16 protein-coding genes are annotated in these 18,127 nt (G+C 64.8%); 12 read left to right on the top strand and 4 right to left on the bottom strand.

Annotated features, from left to right (window positions below; translation table 11 throughout):
* The first annotated feature begins 64 nt into the window (after positions 1 to 64).
* Genes C8N34_RS21565 through C8N34_RS21545 form a run of 5 tightly spaced genes read left to right on the top strand, consistent with a single transcriptional unit; the run spans position 65 to position 5,960 of the window.
* Positions 65 to 535 carry a formate dehydrogenase subunit gamma gene (locus C8N34_RS21565; protein WP_108130461.1) on the top strand — a complete coding sequence of 157 codons (471 nt, stop codon included), beginning with the start codon at positions 65 to 67 and terminating at the stop codon, positions 533 to 535.
* Positions 535 to 2,064, top strand: a complete 1,530-nt coding sequence (locus tag C8N34_RS21560) for a formate dehydrogenase beta subunit (protein WP_108130460.1) — start codon at positions 535 to 537, stop codon at positions 2,062 to 2,064. The genes C8N34_RS21565 and C8N34_RS21560 overlap by 1 nt, the downstream gene beginning before the upstream one ends.
* Positions 2,061 to 4,940, top strand: coding sequence for a formate dehydrogenase subunit alpha (fdhF, locus tag C8N34_RS21555; RefSeq protein WP_108130459.1), 2,880 nt, complete (start codon positions 2,061 to 2,063; stop codon positions 4,938 to 4,940). The genes C8N34_RS21560 and fdhF overlap by 4 nt, the downstream gene beginning before the upstream one ends.
* Complete coding sequence (fdhD, locus tag C8N34_RS21550) at positions 4,937 to 5,749, top strand: formate dehydrogenase accessory sulfurtransferase FdhD (RefSeq protein ID WP_422387677.1); 813 nt, start codon at positions 4,937 to 4,939, stop codon at positions 5,747 to 5,749. Before fdhF ends, fdhD begins: the two co-directional genes overlap by 4 nt.
* Complete coding sequence (locus tag C8N34_RS21545) at positions 5,739 to 5,960, top strand: formate dehydrogenase subunit delta (protein ID WP_054303844.1); 222 nt, start codon at positions 5,739 to 5,741, stop codon at positions 5,958 to 5,960. Before fdhD ends, C8N34_RS21545 begins: the two co-directional genes overlap by 11 nt.
* Positions 5,961 to 6,064: 104 nt before the next feature.
* On the opposite strand, the gene C8N34_RS21540 is transcribed toward C8N34_RS21545, so the two are convergent.
* Positions 6,065 to 7,300, bottom strand: coding sequence for an Hsp70 family protein (locus C8N34_RS21540; RefSeq protein WP_108130457.1), 1,236 nt, complete (start codon positions 7,298 to 7,300; stop codon positions 6,065 to 6,067).
* 107 nt (positions 7,301 to 7,407) lie between these two features.
* On the opposite strand from C8N34_RS21540, the gene pgsA reads away from it, so the two are divergent.
* The 3 genes from pgsA to C8N34_RS21525 are packed head-to-tail and all read left to right on the top strand — an operon-like array spanning position 7,408 to position 8,766.
* On the top strand, positions 7,408 to 8,070 hold the full coding sequence (gene pgsA, locus C8N34_RS21535) for a CDP-diacylglycerol--glycerol-3-phosphate 3-phosphatidyltransferase (protein ID WP_054303842.1): 663 nt from the start codon (positions 7,408 to 7,410) through the stop codon (positions 8,068 to 8,070).
* An 8-nt stretch (positions 8,071 to 8,078) separates the two neighbouring features.
* The gene (gene moaD / locus C8N34_RS21530) at positions 8,079 to 8,324 is read left to right on the top strand and encodes a molybdopterin converting factor subunit 1 (RefSeq protein ID WP_054303941.1); all 246 of its coding nucleotides are present in this window, start codon (positions 8,079 to 8,081) and stop codon (positions 8,322 to 8,324) included.
* A 1-nt stretch (position 8,325) separates the two neighbouring features.
* Positions 8,326 to 8,766, top strand: a complete 441-nt coding sequence (locus C8N34_RS21525) for a molybdenum cofactor biosynthesis protein MoaE (protein ID WP_108130455.1) — start codon at positions 8,326 to 8,328, stop codon at positions 8,764 to 8,766.
* A gap of 68 nt (positions 8,767 to 8,834) precedes the next feature.
* Here C8N34_RS21525 and C8N34_RS21520 read toward each other — a convergent pair whose 3' ends face one another.
* Positions 8,835 to 9,824 (bottom strand): P1 family peptidase, encoded by a 990-nt coding sequence (locus tag C8N34_RS21520; protein ID WP_108130454.1) that lies wholly within the window; start codon positions 9,822 to 9,824, stop codon positions 8,835 to 8,837.
* Positions 9,825 to 10,072: 248 nt separating this feature from the next.
* Between C8N34_RS21520 and C8N34_RS21515 the strand changes: the two genes are divergently transcribed.
* Positions 10,073 to 11,278 (top strand): aminopeptidase P family protein, encoded by a 1,206-nt coding sequence (locus tag C8N34_RS21515; protein ID WP_108130453.1) that lies wholly within the window; start codon positions 10,073 to 10,075, stop codon positions 11,276 to 11,278.
* Positions 11,279 to 11,349: 71 nt separating this feature from the next.
* Here the strand turns inward: C8N34_RS21515 and C8N34_RS21510 are convergent, their stop codons facing one another.
* Complete coding sequence (locus C8N34_RS21510; RefSeq protein ID WP_054303838.1) at positions 11,350 to 12,045, bottom strand: L,D-transpeptidase; 696 nt, start codon at positions 12,043 to 12,045, stop codon at positions 11,350 to 11,352.
* Between the two features lie 57 nt (positions 12,046 to 12,102).
* Positions 12,103 to 12,456 (bottom strand): hypothetical protein, encoded by a 354-nt coding sequence (locus tag C8N34_RS21505; RefSeq protein ID WP_054303837.1) that lies wholly within the window; start codon positions 12,454 to 12,456, stop codon positions 12,103 to 12,105.
* A gap of 156 nt (positions 12,457 to 12,612) precedes the next feature.
* Between C8N34_RS21505 and C8N34_RS21500 the strand changes: the two genes are divergently transcribed.
* The 3 genes from C8N34_RS21500 to C8N34_RS21490 form a co-directional block, all read left to right on the top strand.
* A complete protein-coding gene (locus tag C8N34_RS21500; protein WP_108130452.1) occupies positions 12,613 to 14,769 on the top strand; it encodes an esterase-like activity of phytase family protein in 2,157 nt (718 codons plus the stop codon).
* A gap of 148 nt (positions 14,770 to 14,917) precedes the next feature.
* A complete protein-coding gene (locus C8N34_RS21495; RefSeq protein WP_407646033.1) occupies positions 14,918 to 15,751 on the top strand; it encodes a L,D-transpeptidase in 834 nt (277 codons plus the stop codon).
* A gap of 1,165 nt (positions 15,752 to 16,916) precedes the next feature.
* Positions 16,917 to 18,127 (top strand): terminase gpA endonuclease subunit (locus tag C8N34_RS21490; RefSeq protein WP_244910755.1); only part of this gene is annotated, 1,211 nt, incomplete at its 3' end.

The raw sequence follows: 18,127 nt of genomic DNA, 5'->3' as shown, positions 1-18,127 counted from the left end.
ATTTCACGATTGATCCGTCTATCGTTTTGCCGGATTTTGGCGTCAAGCCAACCGGAGGTCAGCTATGCCCCTTGACGAAGCCGCCGTCCTGTCGCGGGTCAACGAGATCCTCGCAGAACATAACGGAATGGAAGGGCCGCTGCTGCCGATCCTTCATGCCATTCAGGAAAGCTTCGGCCATGTGCCGCAGGCTGCGCTGCCGGTGATCGCGCAGCACCTGACGCTCAGCCGGGCCGAAGTGCATGGCGTGATGAGCTTCTACCATGATTTCCGCGAACAGCCCGCCGGGCGCCATGTGTTGAAGCTCTGCCGGGCCGAGGCCTGCCAGTCGATGGGCGCCGACCGGATGGCCGAACATGCACAGCGCCGGTTCGGGATCGAATGGCATGAAACCACAAAAGATGGCGCCGTGACGCTGGAACCTGTATTCTGTCTGGGTCTCTGTGCCTGCGCCCCGGCGGCGATGGTCGATGGCCGTCTGGTGGGTCGTCTGGACGAGGCGCGCATCGATGCCCTGGCAGAGGAGCTGCGCTGATGAAGATTTACGTTCCCGGAGATGCGGCCGCCAAGGCGCTGGGTGCCGATGATGTGGCGCGCGCCGTCGTGACCGAAGCCGCCGCGCGCGGCGTCGAGGTGACGGTTGTTCGCAACGGCTCGCGCGGCATGATCTGGCTGGAGCCGTTGGTCGAGGTGGTCACCGAATATGGCCGCATGGGGTTTGGCCCGATGTCGGTGGCGGATGTGCCTGCACTGTTCGGTGACATCGAGGCGCATCCCAAAGCGCTGGGCCTCACCGAGGAACTGCCGTGGATGAAGCGTCAGACCCGGCTGACCTTTGCCCGCGTTGGCGTCGTCGATCCGCTGAGCCTGAAGGATTACGAACTGCACCACGGCCTGAAGGGCCTGCGCCGCGCCATTGCGATGGAGCCTGCGGCCATCGTGCAGGAAGTGACCGACTCGGGCCTGCGTGGCCGGGGCGGCGCCGGTTTCCCGACCGGCATCAAGTGGAAGACGGTGCATGACGCGCAAGCGCCGCAGAAATACATCGTCTGCAATGCCGACGAGGGTGACAGCGCCACGTTTGCCGACCGCATGCTGATGGAAGGCGACCCCTTCACCCTGATCGAGGGCATGGCGATTGCCGGTCTCGCGGTCGGCGCGACCAAAGGGTATGTCTACACCCGGTCCGAATATCCCGATGCCGTATCACAGATGCAGAAGGCGATTGAGGTCGCGCGGGCGGGGGGTGTGCTGGGCACCTCGGTCCTTGGCTCCGGCCGGGCCTTTGACATGGAAGTGCGTGTCGGCGCGGGTGCTTATGTCTGCGGCGAGGAAACCAGCCTGCTGAACAGCCTTGAAGGCAAGCGCGGCGTGGTGCGGGCCAAGCCGCCGCTGCCGGCGCTGGAGGGCTTCATGGCCCGTCCGACGGTGGTGAACAACGTGATCTCGCTGGCCTCGGTGCCGGTGATCATGGATCGCGGCGCGGCCTTCTACAAGAATTTCGGCATGGGCCGTTCGCATGGCACCATGGCGCTGCAAATCGCCGGGAACGTCAGGTTCGGCGGTCTGTTCGAAACTGCCTTCGGCCTGTCGCTGGGCGAGATCGTCGATGACATCGGTGGCGGCACCGCCAGCGGTCGCCCGGTCAAGGCGGTGCAGGTCGGCGGCCCACTGGGCGCATGGTTCCCGCGTGAACTGTTCGACACCCCCTTCACCTACGAGGATTTCGCGGCGAAGGGCGGCCTGATCGGCCATGCCGGTCTGACCATCGCCGACGATACGGTTGACATGCTGAAAATGGCGCGTTTCGCGATGGAGTTCTGCGCCATCGAAAGCTGCGGCAAATGCACTCCCTGCCGTATCGGCGCCGTGCGTGGCGTAGAAACGCTGGACCGGATCGGCGGGGGCGATGCCTCGGGCATCCCGCTGCTGACCGACCTGTGCGAGACGATGAAATCCGGCTCGCTGTGCGCGTTGGGCGGCTTCACGCCCTATCCGGTCATGTCCGCTCTCACCCATTTCCCCGATGATTTCACCGCGACCCACAAGGAGGCCGCCGAATGAAAGACTTCATCATCCCCGATGACCGCGATTTCGGCACGCCTGCCTCGAAATCGAAAACCCTGGTGACCCTGTCGATCGACGGGTTCGAGGTGACGGTGCCGGAAGGCACGTCGATCATGCGCGCCGCAGCCGAGATCGGCATTTCGGTGCCCAAGCTCTGCGCGACCGACAGCATCGACGCTTTCGGGTCGTGCCGCCTGTGTCTGGTGGAGATCGAGGGCCGCAACGGCACCCCGGCGTCCTGCACCACGCCGGTGGCGGCGGGCATCAAGGTCCATACCCAGACCGGCAAGCTGAAACAGCTTCGCCGTGGCGTGATGGAGCTTTACATCTCGGATCACCCGCTGGACTGCCTGACCTGCGCCGCCAATGGCGATTGCGAATTGCAGGACATGGCGGGCGCCGTCGGCCTGCGCGATGTGCGCTATGATGCGGTGGACACCCATTTCCGCACCAAGAACACCAGCGGCGAGGCCAATCCGCAATGGCTGCCGAAGGACGACAGCAATCCCTATTTCAGCTACGACCCCAGCAAATGCATCGTCTGCAACCGCTGTGTCCGCGCCTGTGAGGAAGTGCAGGGCACTTTCGCGCTGACGATCTCGGGCCGGGGCTGGGACAGCCGCGTGCATGCCGGTCTGAAGGACGATACCTTCCTGTCCTCGGATTGCGTGAGCTGCGGCGCCTGCGTGCAGGCCTGCCCGACCGCGACGCTGACCGAGAAATCGGTCATCGACATCGGCACCCCGGATCGCAGCATCATCACGACCTGCGCCTATTGCGGTGTCGGCTGTTCCTTCAAGGCGGAAATGCGCGGCGACGAGCTGGTGCGCATGGTGCCTTACAAGCACGGCAAGGCCAATCGCGGCCATAGCTGCGTCAAGGGCCGCTTCGCCTATGGCTATGCCACCCACCAGGACCGCATCCTGAACCCGATGATCCGCGACACGATCAACGATCCGTGGCGTGAAGTGTCCTGGGCGGAGGCGATGGAATTCGCCGCCACCCGGATGAAGGCCATTCAGGAAAAATACGGCCGCCAGTCGGTCGGCGTGATCACCTCCAGCCGCTGCACCAACGAGGAAACCTTCCTCGTGCAGAAACTGACCCGCGCGGTGTTCCGCAACAACAACACCGACACCTGCGCCCGCGTCTGCCATTCGCCCACCGGCTATGGCCTTGGCCAGACCTATGGCACCTCGGCTGGCACGCAGGACTTCGACTCGGTCGAGGAATGCGATGTGGCGCTGGTCATCGGCGCCAACCCGGCCTCGGCCCACCCGGTCTTTGCCAGCCGCCTGAAAAAGCGGCTGCGGCAGGGGGCGAAGCTGATCCTCGTCGATCCGCGCCGCACCGAGATGGCGGAAGGCGCACATTACCGCGCGGCGCATCACCTTGCGCTGAAGCCTGGCACCAACGTCGCCATCGTCACCGCTCTGGCGCATGTGATCGTGACCGAGAAGCTTTACAACGAAGAGTTCATCCGCACCCGCTGCGACTGGGATGAGTTCCAGGATTACATGGAGTTCGTCGCGGATCCGAAACATTCGCCCGAGGCGGTGGAACTGCTGACCGGGGTTCCGGCGGCCGAAGTGCGCGGTGCCGCGCGGCTGTATGCCACCGGCGGCAATGCGGCGATCTACTATGGCCTCGGCGTGACTGAACACAGCCAGGGTTCGACCACCGTCATCGGCATCGCCAACCTCGCCATGCTGACCGGCAATATCGGTCGGCGCGGTGTGGGCGTGAACCCGCTGCGCGGCCAGAACAACGTGCAGGGCTCCTGCGACATGGGGTCGTTCCCACATGAACTGCCGGGCTACCGCCATGTGAAGCTGCCCGAAGTGCGCGCGATCTTCGAAAAGGCCTGGGGCGTGGAAATCGACCCGGAGCCGGGTCTGCGCATCCCGAACATGCTGGATGCGGCGGTGGATGGCAGCTTCAAGGGCCTCTACTGCCAGGGCGAGGATATCCTGCAATCCGACCCCGACACCAAACATGTGGCGGCGGGCCTTGCGGCGATGGAATGCGTGATCGTCCACGACCTGTTCCTGAACGAAACCGCGAACTACGCCCATGTGTTCTTCCCCGGTTCGTCCTTCCTCGAAAAAGACGGCACCTTCACCAATGCCGAACGTCGCATCAACATGGTGCGCAAGGTGATGGCGCCGAAACAGGGCTATGCCGACTGGGAAGTGACCCAGATGTTCGCCAATGCCATGGGGGCTGGCTGGACCTACACCCATCCGTCGCAGATCATGGAAGAAATCGCCATGACCACGCCCAGCTTCGCGGGTGTGACCTATGACAAGCTGGAGGAGATGGGCTCGGTTCAGTGGCCGTGCAACGAGAAGGCGCCGGAAGGTACGCCGCTGATGCATATCGACGGCTTCGTGCGCGGCAAGGGTAAATTCATCCGCACCGAATATGTGGCGACGGATGAAAAGACCGGCCCGCGCTTCCCGCTCTTGCTGACCACCGGCCGGATCCTCAGCCAGTACAACGTGGGCGCCCAGACCCGGCGCACCCACAATACCGTCTGGCACGATCAGGATATCCTGGAGATCCACCCGCATGACGCCGAGACCCGTGGCATCCGCGATGGTGACTGGGTGCGGCTGGCCAGCCGCTCGGGCGAGACGACGCTGAAGGCCGAGATCACTGATCGCGTGTCGCCCGGCGTGGTCTATACCACCTTCCACCACCCGGAAACGCAGGCGAACGTCGTTACCACCGATTTCTCGGACTGGGCGACCAACTGCCCGGAATACAAGGTGACGGCGGTGCAGATCATGCCCTCCAACGGCCCGTCCGAGTGGCAGGAGGAGTATCAGGCGCAGGCCACGCTTGCCCGCCGGATCGCGGCGGCCGAGTGATGCACAGCCACCGCCCCCTTCCGCGCCTTGCCTTCCGGGCGGGCGCGGTGCGCGACGGCAGCCGTGAGCTGCCGTCGGAGGTGGCGGTTGCGCTGAGCTATAACGGATCGACCCATGCCGTCATGATGGCGACGCCCGCCGATCTGGAAGATTTCGCCCGTGGCTTCACCCTGACCGAAGGGATCGCCAGCCTCGACGAGATCGAAAGCATCGAGCCGGTGGAAACCCCGCGCGGGATTGATTTGCAGATCTGGCTGACGCAGGCGGCAGCGGACCGGCAGGCAAAGCGGCGCCGGACCATGGCCGGGCCGGTGGGCTGCGGGTTGTGCGGCATCGACAGCCTTGAAGAGGCGGTTCGCGTGCCTCGCCCGGTGCCTGCCAACGATTTCGCCATGACGCCGGAACAGGTGATGGAAGCGATTGCCGCGCTCGAGGCGCATCAGCCGCTGCATGACATCACCCGCGCCGCCCATGGCGCGGCCTTCTGGGCGGAAGGCGGCATTGTCCTCGCGCGCGAGGACGTCGGCCGCCACAACGCGCTGGACAAGCTGATCGGCGCGCTGGCCGGCCGGCGGCCGGCGGCGCAGGGCGCCTTGATCCTGACCTGCCGCACCTCGGTCGATATGGTGCAGAAAGCCTGTGCCGCGGGCTTTCCGCTGTTGATCGCCGTTTCGGCCCCGACTGCCGCTGCCGTGGCCATGGCCGAGGCGGCGGGCCTGACCCTCGTCGCGCTGGCCCGGCCCGACGGTTTTGAATGTTTCACCCACCCGCAACGCATCACGCTGCAAGAGGCCGCCCATGTCGCATGACAAACTGATCACCATGGCCAACCAGATCGCCCGCTTCATGGAAAGCAAGCCCCATGCCGAGGGGGTGACGGGCCTTGCCAATCACATCAACGATTTCTGGGAACCCCGGATGCGGCGGCAGCTGTTCGAACTGCTGGACAACGGTGGTGACGGTTTCCGCCCTTTGGTGCTGGAAGCCGCCACGCAGATCCGGCGCCCCGCCGCCGCCTGAGCCTTTCAGGCGGAGCGCCTGTGGCGCAAGCCTTCTTGTCCCGTCCGCGCGATGCGCGGACGGCCTGCCTCCGGCGGGGATATTCTTGCCAGGGTAAATGCGGATCAGGTGTAGCGGTGCCGCGCTTCCAGCGCGAGGCCAAGCCCGACGGCGCCGAAGTCGTCACCGCTGTGGAGTTGCGCTTGCGGCAGCATATCCTGCACGAGGCGACGCAGGAGCGGCAGGCGGCTGGAGCCGCCGGTCACGAAGACCGTGCCGACCTCTGCCGGGGTGACGCCGCCTTGCGCCAGTACGCGGGTGATCAGGTCACGCAAACGGGTGAGAGCAGGGGCGAGCGTCTGTTCGAAAGCCTCGCGGCGCACCACCGGATTGGGCGCACCGCACAGCGGGCGGAGCAGCAGGCGCTCCGCCTCGGTGTCGCTGAGTGCGATCTTGACCCGCTCGACTTCCATCGCAAGCGCGTGGCCCTGACGGCCCTCGATCAGGCGGATCAGCCGGTCGATAAGCTCGGGGTTGTCGATCTCGTGCCGCAGGGCCTTGAGGTCGGTCATGGTGCTGCGGGAATAAAGCTGGTTGATCCGGTGCCAGGTGGCGAGGTCGAGGAAATAATGCCGGGGCATGGTGCCGGCGCCGCCCTTGGTCGCGGCCCCGAAGCCCAGATGGGGCAGGGCCTCGGCGAGGCTCAGCATGCGGTCAAAATCAGTGCCGCCGAGGCGGATACCGTCATTGCCAAGAATGTCATCCGCGCGGTCGGCGCGGCGGGCGCGGTCCGGGCCGACGCGGACCAGCGAGACGTCAGAGGTGCCGCCGCCGATGTCGAAGATCAGCACCAGTTCCTCGGTCGTGCAGCGGCTTTCGTGGTCGCGGGCGGCGGCGATGGGTTCGAACTGGAACGAGACCTCGCGGAAGCCCAGATCGCGGGCGATCTCGCCCAATGTGGCCTCAGCCTGGGCGTCCAGCGCCGGATCGTCGTCGACGAAATGCACGGGGCGGCCCATGACCACGGCCTCGGGCCCGTTGGGCAGGCGGGAGGCCAGATGGGCGAGGAAGCGGCCCAGCACCTCGCGGAAGGCGACGGTGCGGTTGCCGACGCGGGTGCGTTCGTGGATCAGCCCGGAACCGAGCGTGGATTTCAGCGCCCGCATCAGGCGGCCTTCCTCATGCTCCAGATAGGCGGCGATGGCGGCCTGGCCGAATTGCGGCGGGCCGTCTTCGGCCCAGAAGACGGCAGAGGGAAGGGTGGGGCTGGCCCGCTCCAGCGGCAGGAGCCTTGCGCCGGACCCGTCGGCGAGGCCGAGGGTGGAGTTCGAAGTGCCGAAGTCGATCCCGCAATGCCGCATCCGCGCCTCCTGTTCTTTCGGAAAGCGGTTTGCCTATACGTCGCGCGGCGGGCTGTAAAGGCCGCACCCCCTTCCATGCGCGCGGGGCTTCGGCTACGACTTGCGCCATGACCTGGAACATCCCGAATGTCCTCACGCTTCTGCGCCTGCTGGCCGCACCCGGTGTTGCGGTGATGTTCCTGTATTTCCAGCGGCCATGGGCCGACTGGTTCGCGCTCACCCTGTTCATCGGCGCGGCCATCACCGACTGGTTCGATGGTTATCTGGCGCGGCTGTGGAAACAGGAATCGAAATTCGGTGCCATGCTGGACCCGATCGCCGACAAGGCGATGGTGGTCATCGCGATCATGGTGATCACCGGCTATTCCGGCATGAACCCCTGGCTGATCCTGCCCGCGACGGCGATCCTGTTCCGCGAGGTCTTTGTCTCTGGCCTGCGGGAATATCTGGGGCACAAGGCCGGGTTGCTGCGGGTGACGAAGCTGGCGAAGTGGAAGACCACGGCGCAGATGGTGGCGATTGCGGTGCTGTTCCTTGGCACCGGGCTGGAGTATCTTGAGGGGATCGCGCTGCGCGGCATGACACCCGAGCAATATGCGCTGGCGGTCGAGGCGGGCACGGCTGACGCGATCCGCACCTGCGGCGGGCGCGATTGCGCGGCCTATGCCACCAATGTGGGGCTGGTGCTGATCTGGGTGGCGGCGATGCTGACCCTTGTGACCGGCTGGGATTACTTCCGCAAATCCCTGCCCTATCTGCGGGACAAGTGATGCAACGGATCGACGTGCTGTATTTCGCCTGGGTGCGTGAACGGATCGGCCTGCCGCGCGAGCGGGTTGAAACCGATGCGGCAACGGTGGCGGGGCTGGTGGCCGAGCTTGCGGCGCGGGAAGAGCGTTACGCGCTGGCCTTCGCCGATCTGACGAGCCTGCGGGTGGCGCTGGATCAGGAGCTTGCCGATTTCGGTGCCTCGCTGGAAGGGGTGCGCGAGGTTGCCTTTTTCCCGCCGATGACGGGGGGCTGAGATGCGGGTTTCTGTGCAGGAGACCGCATTCGATGCCGGAGCTGAAGCCAACGCCTTTACCGCTGGCCTGACGGGGGCGGGGGCGGTGGTCACCTTCACCGGCATTGTGCGTGACAATGGCGGCAGACTGGCGGCCATGGAGATCGAGCATTATCCTGGCATGACCGAGCGCGCCATCGCCGCCATGGTCGAGGAGGCGTCGCGTCGCTGGGCCTTGGCCGATGCGCTGGTGATTCATCGCCATGGGCGGCTGGAGGCCAATGCGCCGATCATGATGGTAGCGACCGCCTCTGCCCATCGGGCGGATGCTTTCGCGGCAGCGGAGTTCCTGATGGACTATCTGAAATCCCGCGCGCCGTTCTGGAAGAAGGAAATTGGCGCTGACGGCGCGGCGTGGGTCGCGGCGAAGGACGAGGATGAGGCGGCGCTGCGGCGCTGGTAGGTCTTCGACAATTGAGGGCGCCTCCTCGGGGGCATCGAACCCCCTTGGAGGCGGCTGCCGCGGAAGGCTCAGCCGTAAAGCGTTTGCCAGCAGGGTTGCAGATCACTAGGTTCGGGGCGGGCGCTGTAGATGCCGCGCGCGATGGCACGGGCGAGGCAGCAGGCGGCGGCGTGGCCGATCTGATAGAGGTCACGCAGGGGGGCCGCCATATCGCGCGTGCCGGTGGCAGCGGCAAAGACCAGATCGCCGTCCAGAAGCGTATGCGAGGGCACCAGCGCGCGGGCCATACCGTCATGGGCGGCGACGGCCATGCGCTGTGCTTCGGCTTGGGTCAGCCGCGCGTCGGTGGCGACGATGGCGATTGTCGTGGCCTCGCCCTGCCGTTTCATCGGCAGCGGATCGTCTGGAGGCGGAAAGCTGAAGGGCAGGCCAAGGCCGCCGAATTCGGCGTCTATTTCCCACGGGGAGGCCCAGAACTGCGGGCCGTCGCCGATGGTGGCCGCCCCCAGCGCATTGACCGCGACCAGCGCGCCGACGGTGATGCCGCTGTCCAGCACAGCGCTGGCGGTGCCAAGCCCGCCTTTCAGGCTGCCGGTCGCCGCGCCATAACCCGCCCCGACGGTGCCAAGTGCCACCTCCGGCCCCGCTGCGGCCAGAGCCGCTTGGCCAAGCGCGCCATAGGGGTTCCGGACCCAGGTCTTGTCGCCACCGTTCAGCAGGTCGAAAAGGATAGCGCCGGGTACGATGGGCACCCGCTGATCGCCGACGGCAAAGCCGCGGCCCATCGCGCGCAGGCCCTCGGCCACGCCCGAGGCCGCATCCAGACCGAAGGCCGAACCGCCCGAAAGCGTGATCGCATCCACCTGCTGCACCAGCCGGTCGGGGGCGAGAAGGTCGGTCTCGCGCGTGCCGGGCGCGCCGCCCATCACGCTGACGGCGGCTGTGAAGGGCGCAGTGCCCAGCAGTACGGTGACCCCTGAGCGCAGGCGTGCATCCTGTGCGTGGCCGACGTGCAGCCCTGCCACATCGGTGATCGCATTGCGTGGCCCCTGTCGCATCGCCTTCTCCCTGCCTGTCAGCGCAGACTTGCCCGCTTTGTCGCGGTGGGCAAGCCGAAAGCCGGGGCTTGCGGTCGGGCTTGCGGGATGATCCGGTTTGGGGCAAGGTTCGATCCGAGCCGTGGCGATGGCGTCGCCACAGGGGCCACTAGCCCCGTCGCTTGCAGGGCAACCTGCCTCAGTCCTGTACGCCGGGACCTTTCGGGGTCTCGCCGCACATATGCCGGACCCCATGAACGAGGTCTGACATGACGGAACGTCCGCAAATGTATCGCTTCCACCAAGGGGACCGCGTGCTTCCCTTCGCCGCGTCGGAATATGACGCGCGGCTGGCGGGGCTGCGCCGGATCATGCAAGCCGAGGGGGTGGACGCCTGCGTCTTCACCTCGATGCACAATATCGCCTATTACTCGGGTTTCCTGTATTGTTCGTTCGGGCGGCCCTACGGTCTGGTTGTCACCGCCAGCGAAAGCGTGACGATCAGCGCGGGCATCGACGCGAGCCAGCCCTGGCGGCGAAGCCATGGCGACAACATCACCTATACCGACTGGCAGCGGGACAATTACTGGCGCGCGATCCTGTCGGTTTCCGGGCCGGGCCGTGTAATCGGCTATGAGGGCGATCACCTGACGCTGGTGCAATCCGAAAAGCTCCGGTCCTTCCTGTCGCCGTCGAAGCTGGTCGACATCGCCCCTGCCACCATGCGCCAGCGCCTGATGAAATCGGCGGCAGAGCTGGAGATCATCCGCAATGGCGCGGCGGTGGCAGATGTGGGTGGCTTTGCCATCCGCGAGGCAGTGAAGGAAGGCGCGCGCGAGATCGACGTGGCCATGGCGGGCCGCGACGCGATGGAGCTGGAAATCGCGCGCCGCTTTCCCGATGCCGAATACCGTGACACCTGGGTCTGGTTCCAGTCGGGCATCAATACCGACGGGGCGCATAACCCGGTGACGGCAAGGCAGTTGCGGCGGGGCGATATTCTGAGCCTCAACACCTTCCCGATGATCTCGGGCTATTACACCGCGCTGGAACGGACGATGTTCATGGGCGAAGTGGATGCCGCCAGCCTGAAGATCTGGGAGGCGAATGTGGCCGCCCATGAATATGGCATGAGCCTGCTGAAACCTGGTGCCTCCTGCTCAGAGGTGACGGCGAAGATCAACGCCTTCTTCGAGGAACGCCAGCTTCTGCAATACCGAACCTTCGGCTATGGCCACAGCTTCGGCGTGCTGTCGCATTACTATGGCCGCGAGGCGGGGCTGGAGCTGCGCGAGGATATCGACACCGTGCTGGAACCGGGCATGGTCATCAGCATGGAGCCGATGCTGACCATTCCCGAAGGCCAGCCCGGCGCCGGGGGCTACCGCGAACATGACATCCTTTTCATCACCGAAGATGGCAGCGAGGATATCACCAAATACCCGTTCGGGCCGGCCTTCAACGTCGTGGGCTGAAAACACCCGTCCGCACCGAAGGGCAGGGGCAGCGCTTTGGCGCTGCCCTTTTTCTGTGGCCGGGCAAGGCGTCAGTACACGCCCAGAAGCTCGGCAGGCATCTCGGCATGCAGAACACGGACCGTCGCGCCATGGGGCGCGCGCTCGTACAGGTCAATCACATCCTGATCCAGTAGCCGGATGCAGCCTGAGGATACGGCCTTGCCAAGGTATTTCGGTTCGCAGGCGCCATGGATGCGGTAAAGCGTGTCAACTCCATTCTGGAACAGATACAGCGCGCGAGCGCCCAGCGGATTGTCCGGTCCCGGCTGCATGCCGCCATTGGCCACCGAATAGGGCTCCAGCTCCGGCCTGCGGGCGATCATCGCGGCGGGCGGCTTCCAGACCGGCCATTTGCGACCGAACTGCAAGCGGGCATTGCCCGACCAGGCGAAAGCGGCGGCGCCGGTGCCCGCGCCATAGCGCAGAGCGCTTTCCGACGATTCGACCAGATAAAGCAATCCTGCGGAGGGGTTGATGACGATGGTGCCGGGCTTGTCGCCGGGGAAGGGATTGGCGACGGTCTGACGCCAGAGTTCGGGCGGGACGATCCCCTCCGGCACGGCGGGCACCGGGAAGGGCTCGTCCGTAATGGCGCCGTAAAAGGCGGGCAGCGGTGGCCAGTCCGGTTTCTCCGGCTCGGGCGGTGGCGGCGCGACGGCGGGTTTGACACAGGCGGAAAGGGTGGCCGCAGCACCGGCGGCGGCGAACAGACGACGGGTAAGCATGACGAAATGATCCTTGGCAGGCTGGAACGGGCCTATGCAGGCTGAAACGAAAGCGCCTCAGGCGCGGGGCAGGTGTTTCAGCAGGAGCCTGGGTGGGCGGACCGGCGGGCGTGATGGATGGCTGTTGTGCCAAGCGGCACTTCTGGCGGCGACGGCCCCGCGCCAGTCGGGCGCCACCAGCCCGGTCTCGGCCGGAGGCGGCGCCAGATCGGTGCCGCAGGGGGCACCGGGCAGAGTGGCGGTGCGGCAGTTGTGGCGCGCGCGCTCGATCACAGGCGTCACGGGCGCGGTGGTCACCGCCGTGCCATGGCCGTGCAGATGCGCCCAGGACCCGCCCACACCAGCATAGGCCCCCCAAGGCAAGACCATGAGGACCATCAGCGTCAGGAACAGGGGGCGCAACGCGGACATGGCTGACAGGTAGCAACGCCGCGCGGGCCTGTCGACACCGCTTCCGAACACATCGGCGCGAGCAGGCGCAGGGATTTCGTGAAAGCGTCATATCGCCGTCATGGGCACGTTACGCGGCGCCCGCATGGGTCGGCCATCACTCATCGAGGATTGCCCATGCGTTTTCTGACCTTCACCTCGGCCCTTGCGCTGGTGGCCGCGACCCCGGCCCTGTCCGAACCCGTGTTCAACCGCATCGCCAGCTTCGCCACGCCGCAGAATATGGCGGAAGGCGAGGATCACGCGCGTCCGACCAGCGCGGAAATCATCACTGCGACCGAGGACGGGATGACCCTGATCTATTCCGACAGCCCGCTGGGCGTGATCGGTCTGGTTGACATCGCGGACCCGAAAGCGCCGAAGCCCATGGGCAATATCGACATGGGGGGCGAGCCGACCACGGCACAGGTGATCGGCGGCATGGCCTTCGTCGGCGTGAATACCTCGGAAAGCTATACCGCGCCGTCGGGCAAGCTGGTCTCGGTCGATCTGGCGTCGAAAGCGGTCGTGGCCGAATGCGATCTGGGCGGCCAGCCGGATTCGGTGGTGCGCGCCAAGGATGGCAGCTTTGTCGCCGTGGCCATCGAGAACGAGCGCGACGAGGATCTGAATGACGGTGACCTGCCGCAGATGCCTGCGGGCTATGTGGTGAAGCTGCCGCTGAAGGATGGCGCGGTGGACTGTGCCAATGCGCAGAAGATCGACGTTACGGGCCTTGCCGGGATCGCTCCGGAAGACCCGGAACCTGAATTCATCGACGTGAATGCCGCCGGTGACATCGTGGTGACGCTGCAAGAGAACAACCACATCGTGATCATTGGTGCCGATGGCAAGGTGGCCAGCCATTTCAGCGCCGGCGCGGTCGATCTGGCGGGTATCGACACCAAGAAAGACGGCAAGCTGGATTTCTCGGGCAAGAAAGATGGTGTTCTGCGCGAACCCGACGGGGTGAAATGGCTGGACAATGACCACCTGATCACCGCCAATGAAGGCGACTGGAAGGGCGGTTCGCGTGGCTGGACGATCTGGAACCGCGATGGCTCGGTCGTTTACGAGGACGGTGCGCGGTTCGAACAGGCGATTGCTGCCATCGGCCATTACCCCGAGCACCGCAACAAGAAGGGCGTCGAAACCGAATCCATCGAGATCGCGAGCTTTGACGGCACGACCATGGCTTTCGTCGTGTCAGAGCGTGCATCCATCGTTGGGGTCTATGATCTGACTGATCCGGCCGCTCCGGTGCTGAAGCAGCTTCTCCCCTCGGGCATCAGCCCGGAAGGCGCTGTTGCAGTCCCCTCACGCAATCTGTTCGTTACCGCGAACGAAGTCGATCTGGTCGAGGATGGCGGCGTGCGCGCCCATGTCATGATCTATGAACGCGCGGAGGGCACCCCCGCCTATCCGACACTGACCGCCGAAGGCACCGGCATCGGCTGGGGTGCGTTGTCGGCGCTGGCTGCCGATCCGGCGACCCCCGGCAAGCTTTATGCGGTGTCGGACAGCGTCTATCGCGCCGCCCCCACCATCTACACCATCGACGCGACTCAAACCCCGGCCCGCATCACCGGCGCCGTGGTGGTGACGCGTGACGGCGATCCGGCGCAGAAGCTGGATCTGGAAGGTATTGCCACGGATGGCGAGGGCGGCTTCTGGCTGGCCTCGGAAGGCCGTGCCGACAAACTGGTGCCGCATGCGATCTACCACGTCGATGCCGAAGGCGCGATCGACAAGGAAATCGCGCTGCCGGACGAGTTGCTGGCGCATCAGACCCGTTTCGGCGCCGAAGGCATTGCCGTGCAGGGCGACCGGCTGTGGCTGGCCATGCAGCGCGAGTGGGGGGACGATCCAAAAGGCATGGTCAAGCTGCTGGCCTATGATCTGAAGGAAAAGACCTGGGGGGCCGTGCACTATCCGCTGGAAGTTCCGGCCGAGGGCCGCTGGATGGGTCTTTCTGAAATCCAGATCGACGGTGACTGGGCCTATTTCATCGAGCGTGACAACGGCACGGGTGACGCCGCACAGGTGAAACACCTGACCCGCGTGCCGCTGGCGCAACTGCAACCCGCCCCGCTGGGGAGTGACCTGCCGGTGGTGACGAAAGAGCTGGTGCGGGATCTCAAACCCGATCTGGCGCAGTGGCATGGCTATACCGCCGAAAAGGTCGAGGGCTTTGCCATCGACGCTACCGGCACCGGCTGGCTGGTGACCGACAATGACGGCGTGGACGACAGTTCGGGCGAAACCTTCCTGTGGTCCGTCGGCGCGCTGCGCTGATCGCCTGACTGTTGCGCAATCTGCCCCCGGTCCTTTGGCCGGGGGTATTCTTTTGAAGCCGAACCGTTTTGAGGGCTTGACCTGAGCCGCGTGCTCGGTGCTGATCCAAAGGGTCGCACCCAAATAAGAATCTCTGCCGAAAGATAACATGCGAATGGTTTCCAGCTTGCGCTCCCGCTTTCTTGCCCTGATCGTGCTGCCGCTTCTGGCGGCTTGTGCCGCCCCCGCCGCCCAGCAGCCCGCGCCGCAGGAAGCCCCGCCCGGCTACGGCGCCATGGTGGACGAGGGGATCACCATTCCGGCGGTGAAGCCGAACCAGTTCATCGGCTCTCCCCCGCGCGAGGATGTGGCCTATAACGGCCCCGAGGCGCCGGGCACCATCGTGGTCGATGCTTTTGCCCGGAAGCTGTATCTGGTCGAGCAGGGTGGGATGGCGCGGCGCTATTCCATCGCCGTTGGCCGCGCCGGTCTGGGGTTCCGGGGCAATGCGACGGTGAACCGCAAGCAGAAATGGCCGTCCTGGACGCCGACTGCGAACATGATCCGCACGATGCCGGAATTCTATGCCGAATATGCGGGCGGTTTGCCGGGCGGCCTGGAAAATCCGCTGGGTTCGCGCGCACTCTATCTCTATCGCGGCGGCCGGGACACCTATTTCCGTATCCACGGCACCATCGACAACCGCTCCATCGGGCGGGCCACTTCGGCGGGCTGCATCCGGCTGTTCAATCAGGACATCATCGACCTCTATGACCGCATCCCGCTGGGGACCACCGTCAAGTCGCGCTCGCGCGAGGAATCGGAGCGGCTGGAAGGCAAGTTCATGGAAGATGAATGGGGCCTTCTGATCCCCTATGACGCCAGCCGTCTTGAGGAAATCGCCGCCAAACGCGCGATCAACGAGAAGAAGCTGGAGGAACAGATCGCCCGCGAAGCCGCCGAAGCCGCCGCCGAACATCAGGCTGGCACGCTGGGCCAGTAAGCGCGGTGCCGAGTTGGGAAAGGGCGGCCTGCGAAGGCCGCCCTTTTTGCTTTGCGGATGACCACTTCATGGTTGGCGCGGGTTCGCCCCGCGTCCTGCGTTCCGGCCACGCCTGGCAGATGCGAAGCTACGCTGTCCGGTTGTTAAGGCTGACCATCTCATTTCCATCTGGCACGGACGGGAAATGGCGCTGCGGAAAATTTCCATCCAGAAATTGAGGTTGCGCCTGTAGGGGTGTCTTACCTTTGTCAGTGAAAGGTGTTGGGGTGCATCTCCTCTAAGGGCATGAAACCACAGAAGAAACTGCCCATTGTGCCGAAAAGTGCTTTGGTAGTGACGTGATAGAGCCCGCGAAATTTGACCGTTTTGCATAACATCGAGCCATCACATGGATAACATCCACCGATCATCCGGCCAGCATTGGGCAACAGGCAGATAACACACAAAAAAATTGCAGATCCACGCCGAGGCCGCTGTGTCAAACCTGAACGTCAGGTCTAGTGAGAGGTCCAAAACAGAGGATCAAGGTCTGACCGAAACGCCAAACCTTAGCTCCTGTGGTCAGACCTGAAAAAAAGCCAATAAATGCTGGATTCTCTGGTTGCGTGACAGGCCTCCGCCACCGCAGCAAGGTCTGACCGAGCTAAACGTCAGGATCGGCGCTCATCGTGGCAATCCTGACGCATTCCGCCTCTTTCTTCTACCACCAGCCAAATCATGAGGAAATTGTCCAGTCTGGCTGCCTGCTTATCGCCATCCTTCGAGACATGCATCGATAGTCGCAGCCGCAGTGATCGCTGCTGCAGCCGTCAAGGGGTAAAGGTTTCAGTTCGTCATGCGATACCCACCGACCACGCATGGCGGATGCTCCATTGCAGCATCCATCATCGGCGACAAAACTGATGAACGGCAGCATTTGGCTGGTGTCGCGCATCTTGGCAAGCCGATCCGGCCAATATGTGTAGCGGCGTACCAGCTTTGGCAGAACGGCGTAAAGGCTTTGGCAGGAAAATTTTTCGCTCGAACGTAAAAAGCGCCGCCGTGTATGACACAGGGCGGCGCTTTGGATTGCGTCAGGAACTGGTGTCAGGCGAGGCCGAAATGAACAAGCACCTGCGCAGCTTCTTCAACGTCAGGCACCCGGATTGATCCGTTCTTCGAGATCGTGCCCGAGATCACCGCCCGCGTGGTGCCCGCCAAGAGCCGTGAGGCCGGGAACACCGCCACCCACAAGCGGTTCACTGGGGGTGAGCTGGTGATGACCGGGGCCAATGCCGCATCCTCGCTCCGCTCGACCCCGGCGCGGTTCCTTGTCATGGACGAAATCGACGCCTTCCCGCTGGACGTGGAGGGCGAAGGCGACCCAATCGCACTGGCGGTCCAGCGCACCGTCACTTATCGCGGCCGCCGCAAAATCCTGATGATCAGCACCCCGACGATCAAAGGCTTCGGCCGGATCGAGGCCGCCTATCTGGAATCGGATCAGCGGCGGTTTTTCGTCTCCTGCCTGCACTGCGCCCATGCTTTTACCGTCGCTTGGAAGGATATTCGCTGGCCGAAGGGCAAACCCGAGGATGCCGCATGTGTTTGCCCGGAATGCGGTGGGGTACACGAAGAGCGGGAGAAGTCCACCCTGTTGCGCGGCGGAAATTGGCAGGCCACCGCGCCCGGTGACGGCCGCATTCGTGGCTATCATCTGCCAGCGCTGCTGTCGCCATTCGAGACATGGGCCGAGATTGCTGCCGAGCATGGCCGCGTGGCCGCCGATCCTGCCCGCCTGAAATCTTGGGTCAACACCAAGCTGGGCGAGACTTGGGAGGAGGAAGCCGCCCAGACGGTCGATTCCGGCGCACTTTCCCGTCGCGTTGAGCATTGGGGCGAGGGCCTGCCGCCCGGCGTGGCCGTCATCACGGCCGGGATCGACACCCAGGACGAATGGCTTGCCGTCGAGCTGGTGGGCTGGGGTGCGGGTGAGGAAAGCTGGTCGCTTGGCTGGCACCGGCTTTATGGCGATCTGACCGTCATGCTGCCCGAGGGGATCGGCTATGGCTGGGACTATCAACCCGGTAACCTCTGGGAGCGTGGTCTGGTGCCGTCCGCTCTGATCGACGAAGGCGGCGGTCTGATCCATGTGGGGCGGCATGCGGTCCAGATCGATCCCCCGGCGCCGTTGCAGGATCTTCTCGACGCGGCCAAGCCGTTCTCTGCCCGGCCACTGCCGGAAGCGGGCCTGTCGGACGAGGATTACGTCCGGGCGTTCCTTCAGCCGTTTGGTGCGGATATCGGCAGCACGGTCGTCGGCGGCCTTGTCAGCAAACTCCTGACCTCGGTGGCGCTGTCGGCGCTGCAGCAGGCGCTCGGGCCGAAGCCGCCGCA

It is taken from the genome of Gemmobacter caeni, assembly GCF_003054195.1.
GTDB lineage: Bacteria > Pseudomonadota > Alphaproteobacteria > Rhodobacterales > Rhodobacteraceae > Gemmobacter > Gemmobacter caeni.
Note: the sequence above shows the minus strand (reverse complement) of the source record. Positions and strands in the feature narration are given on the sequence as shown.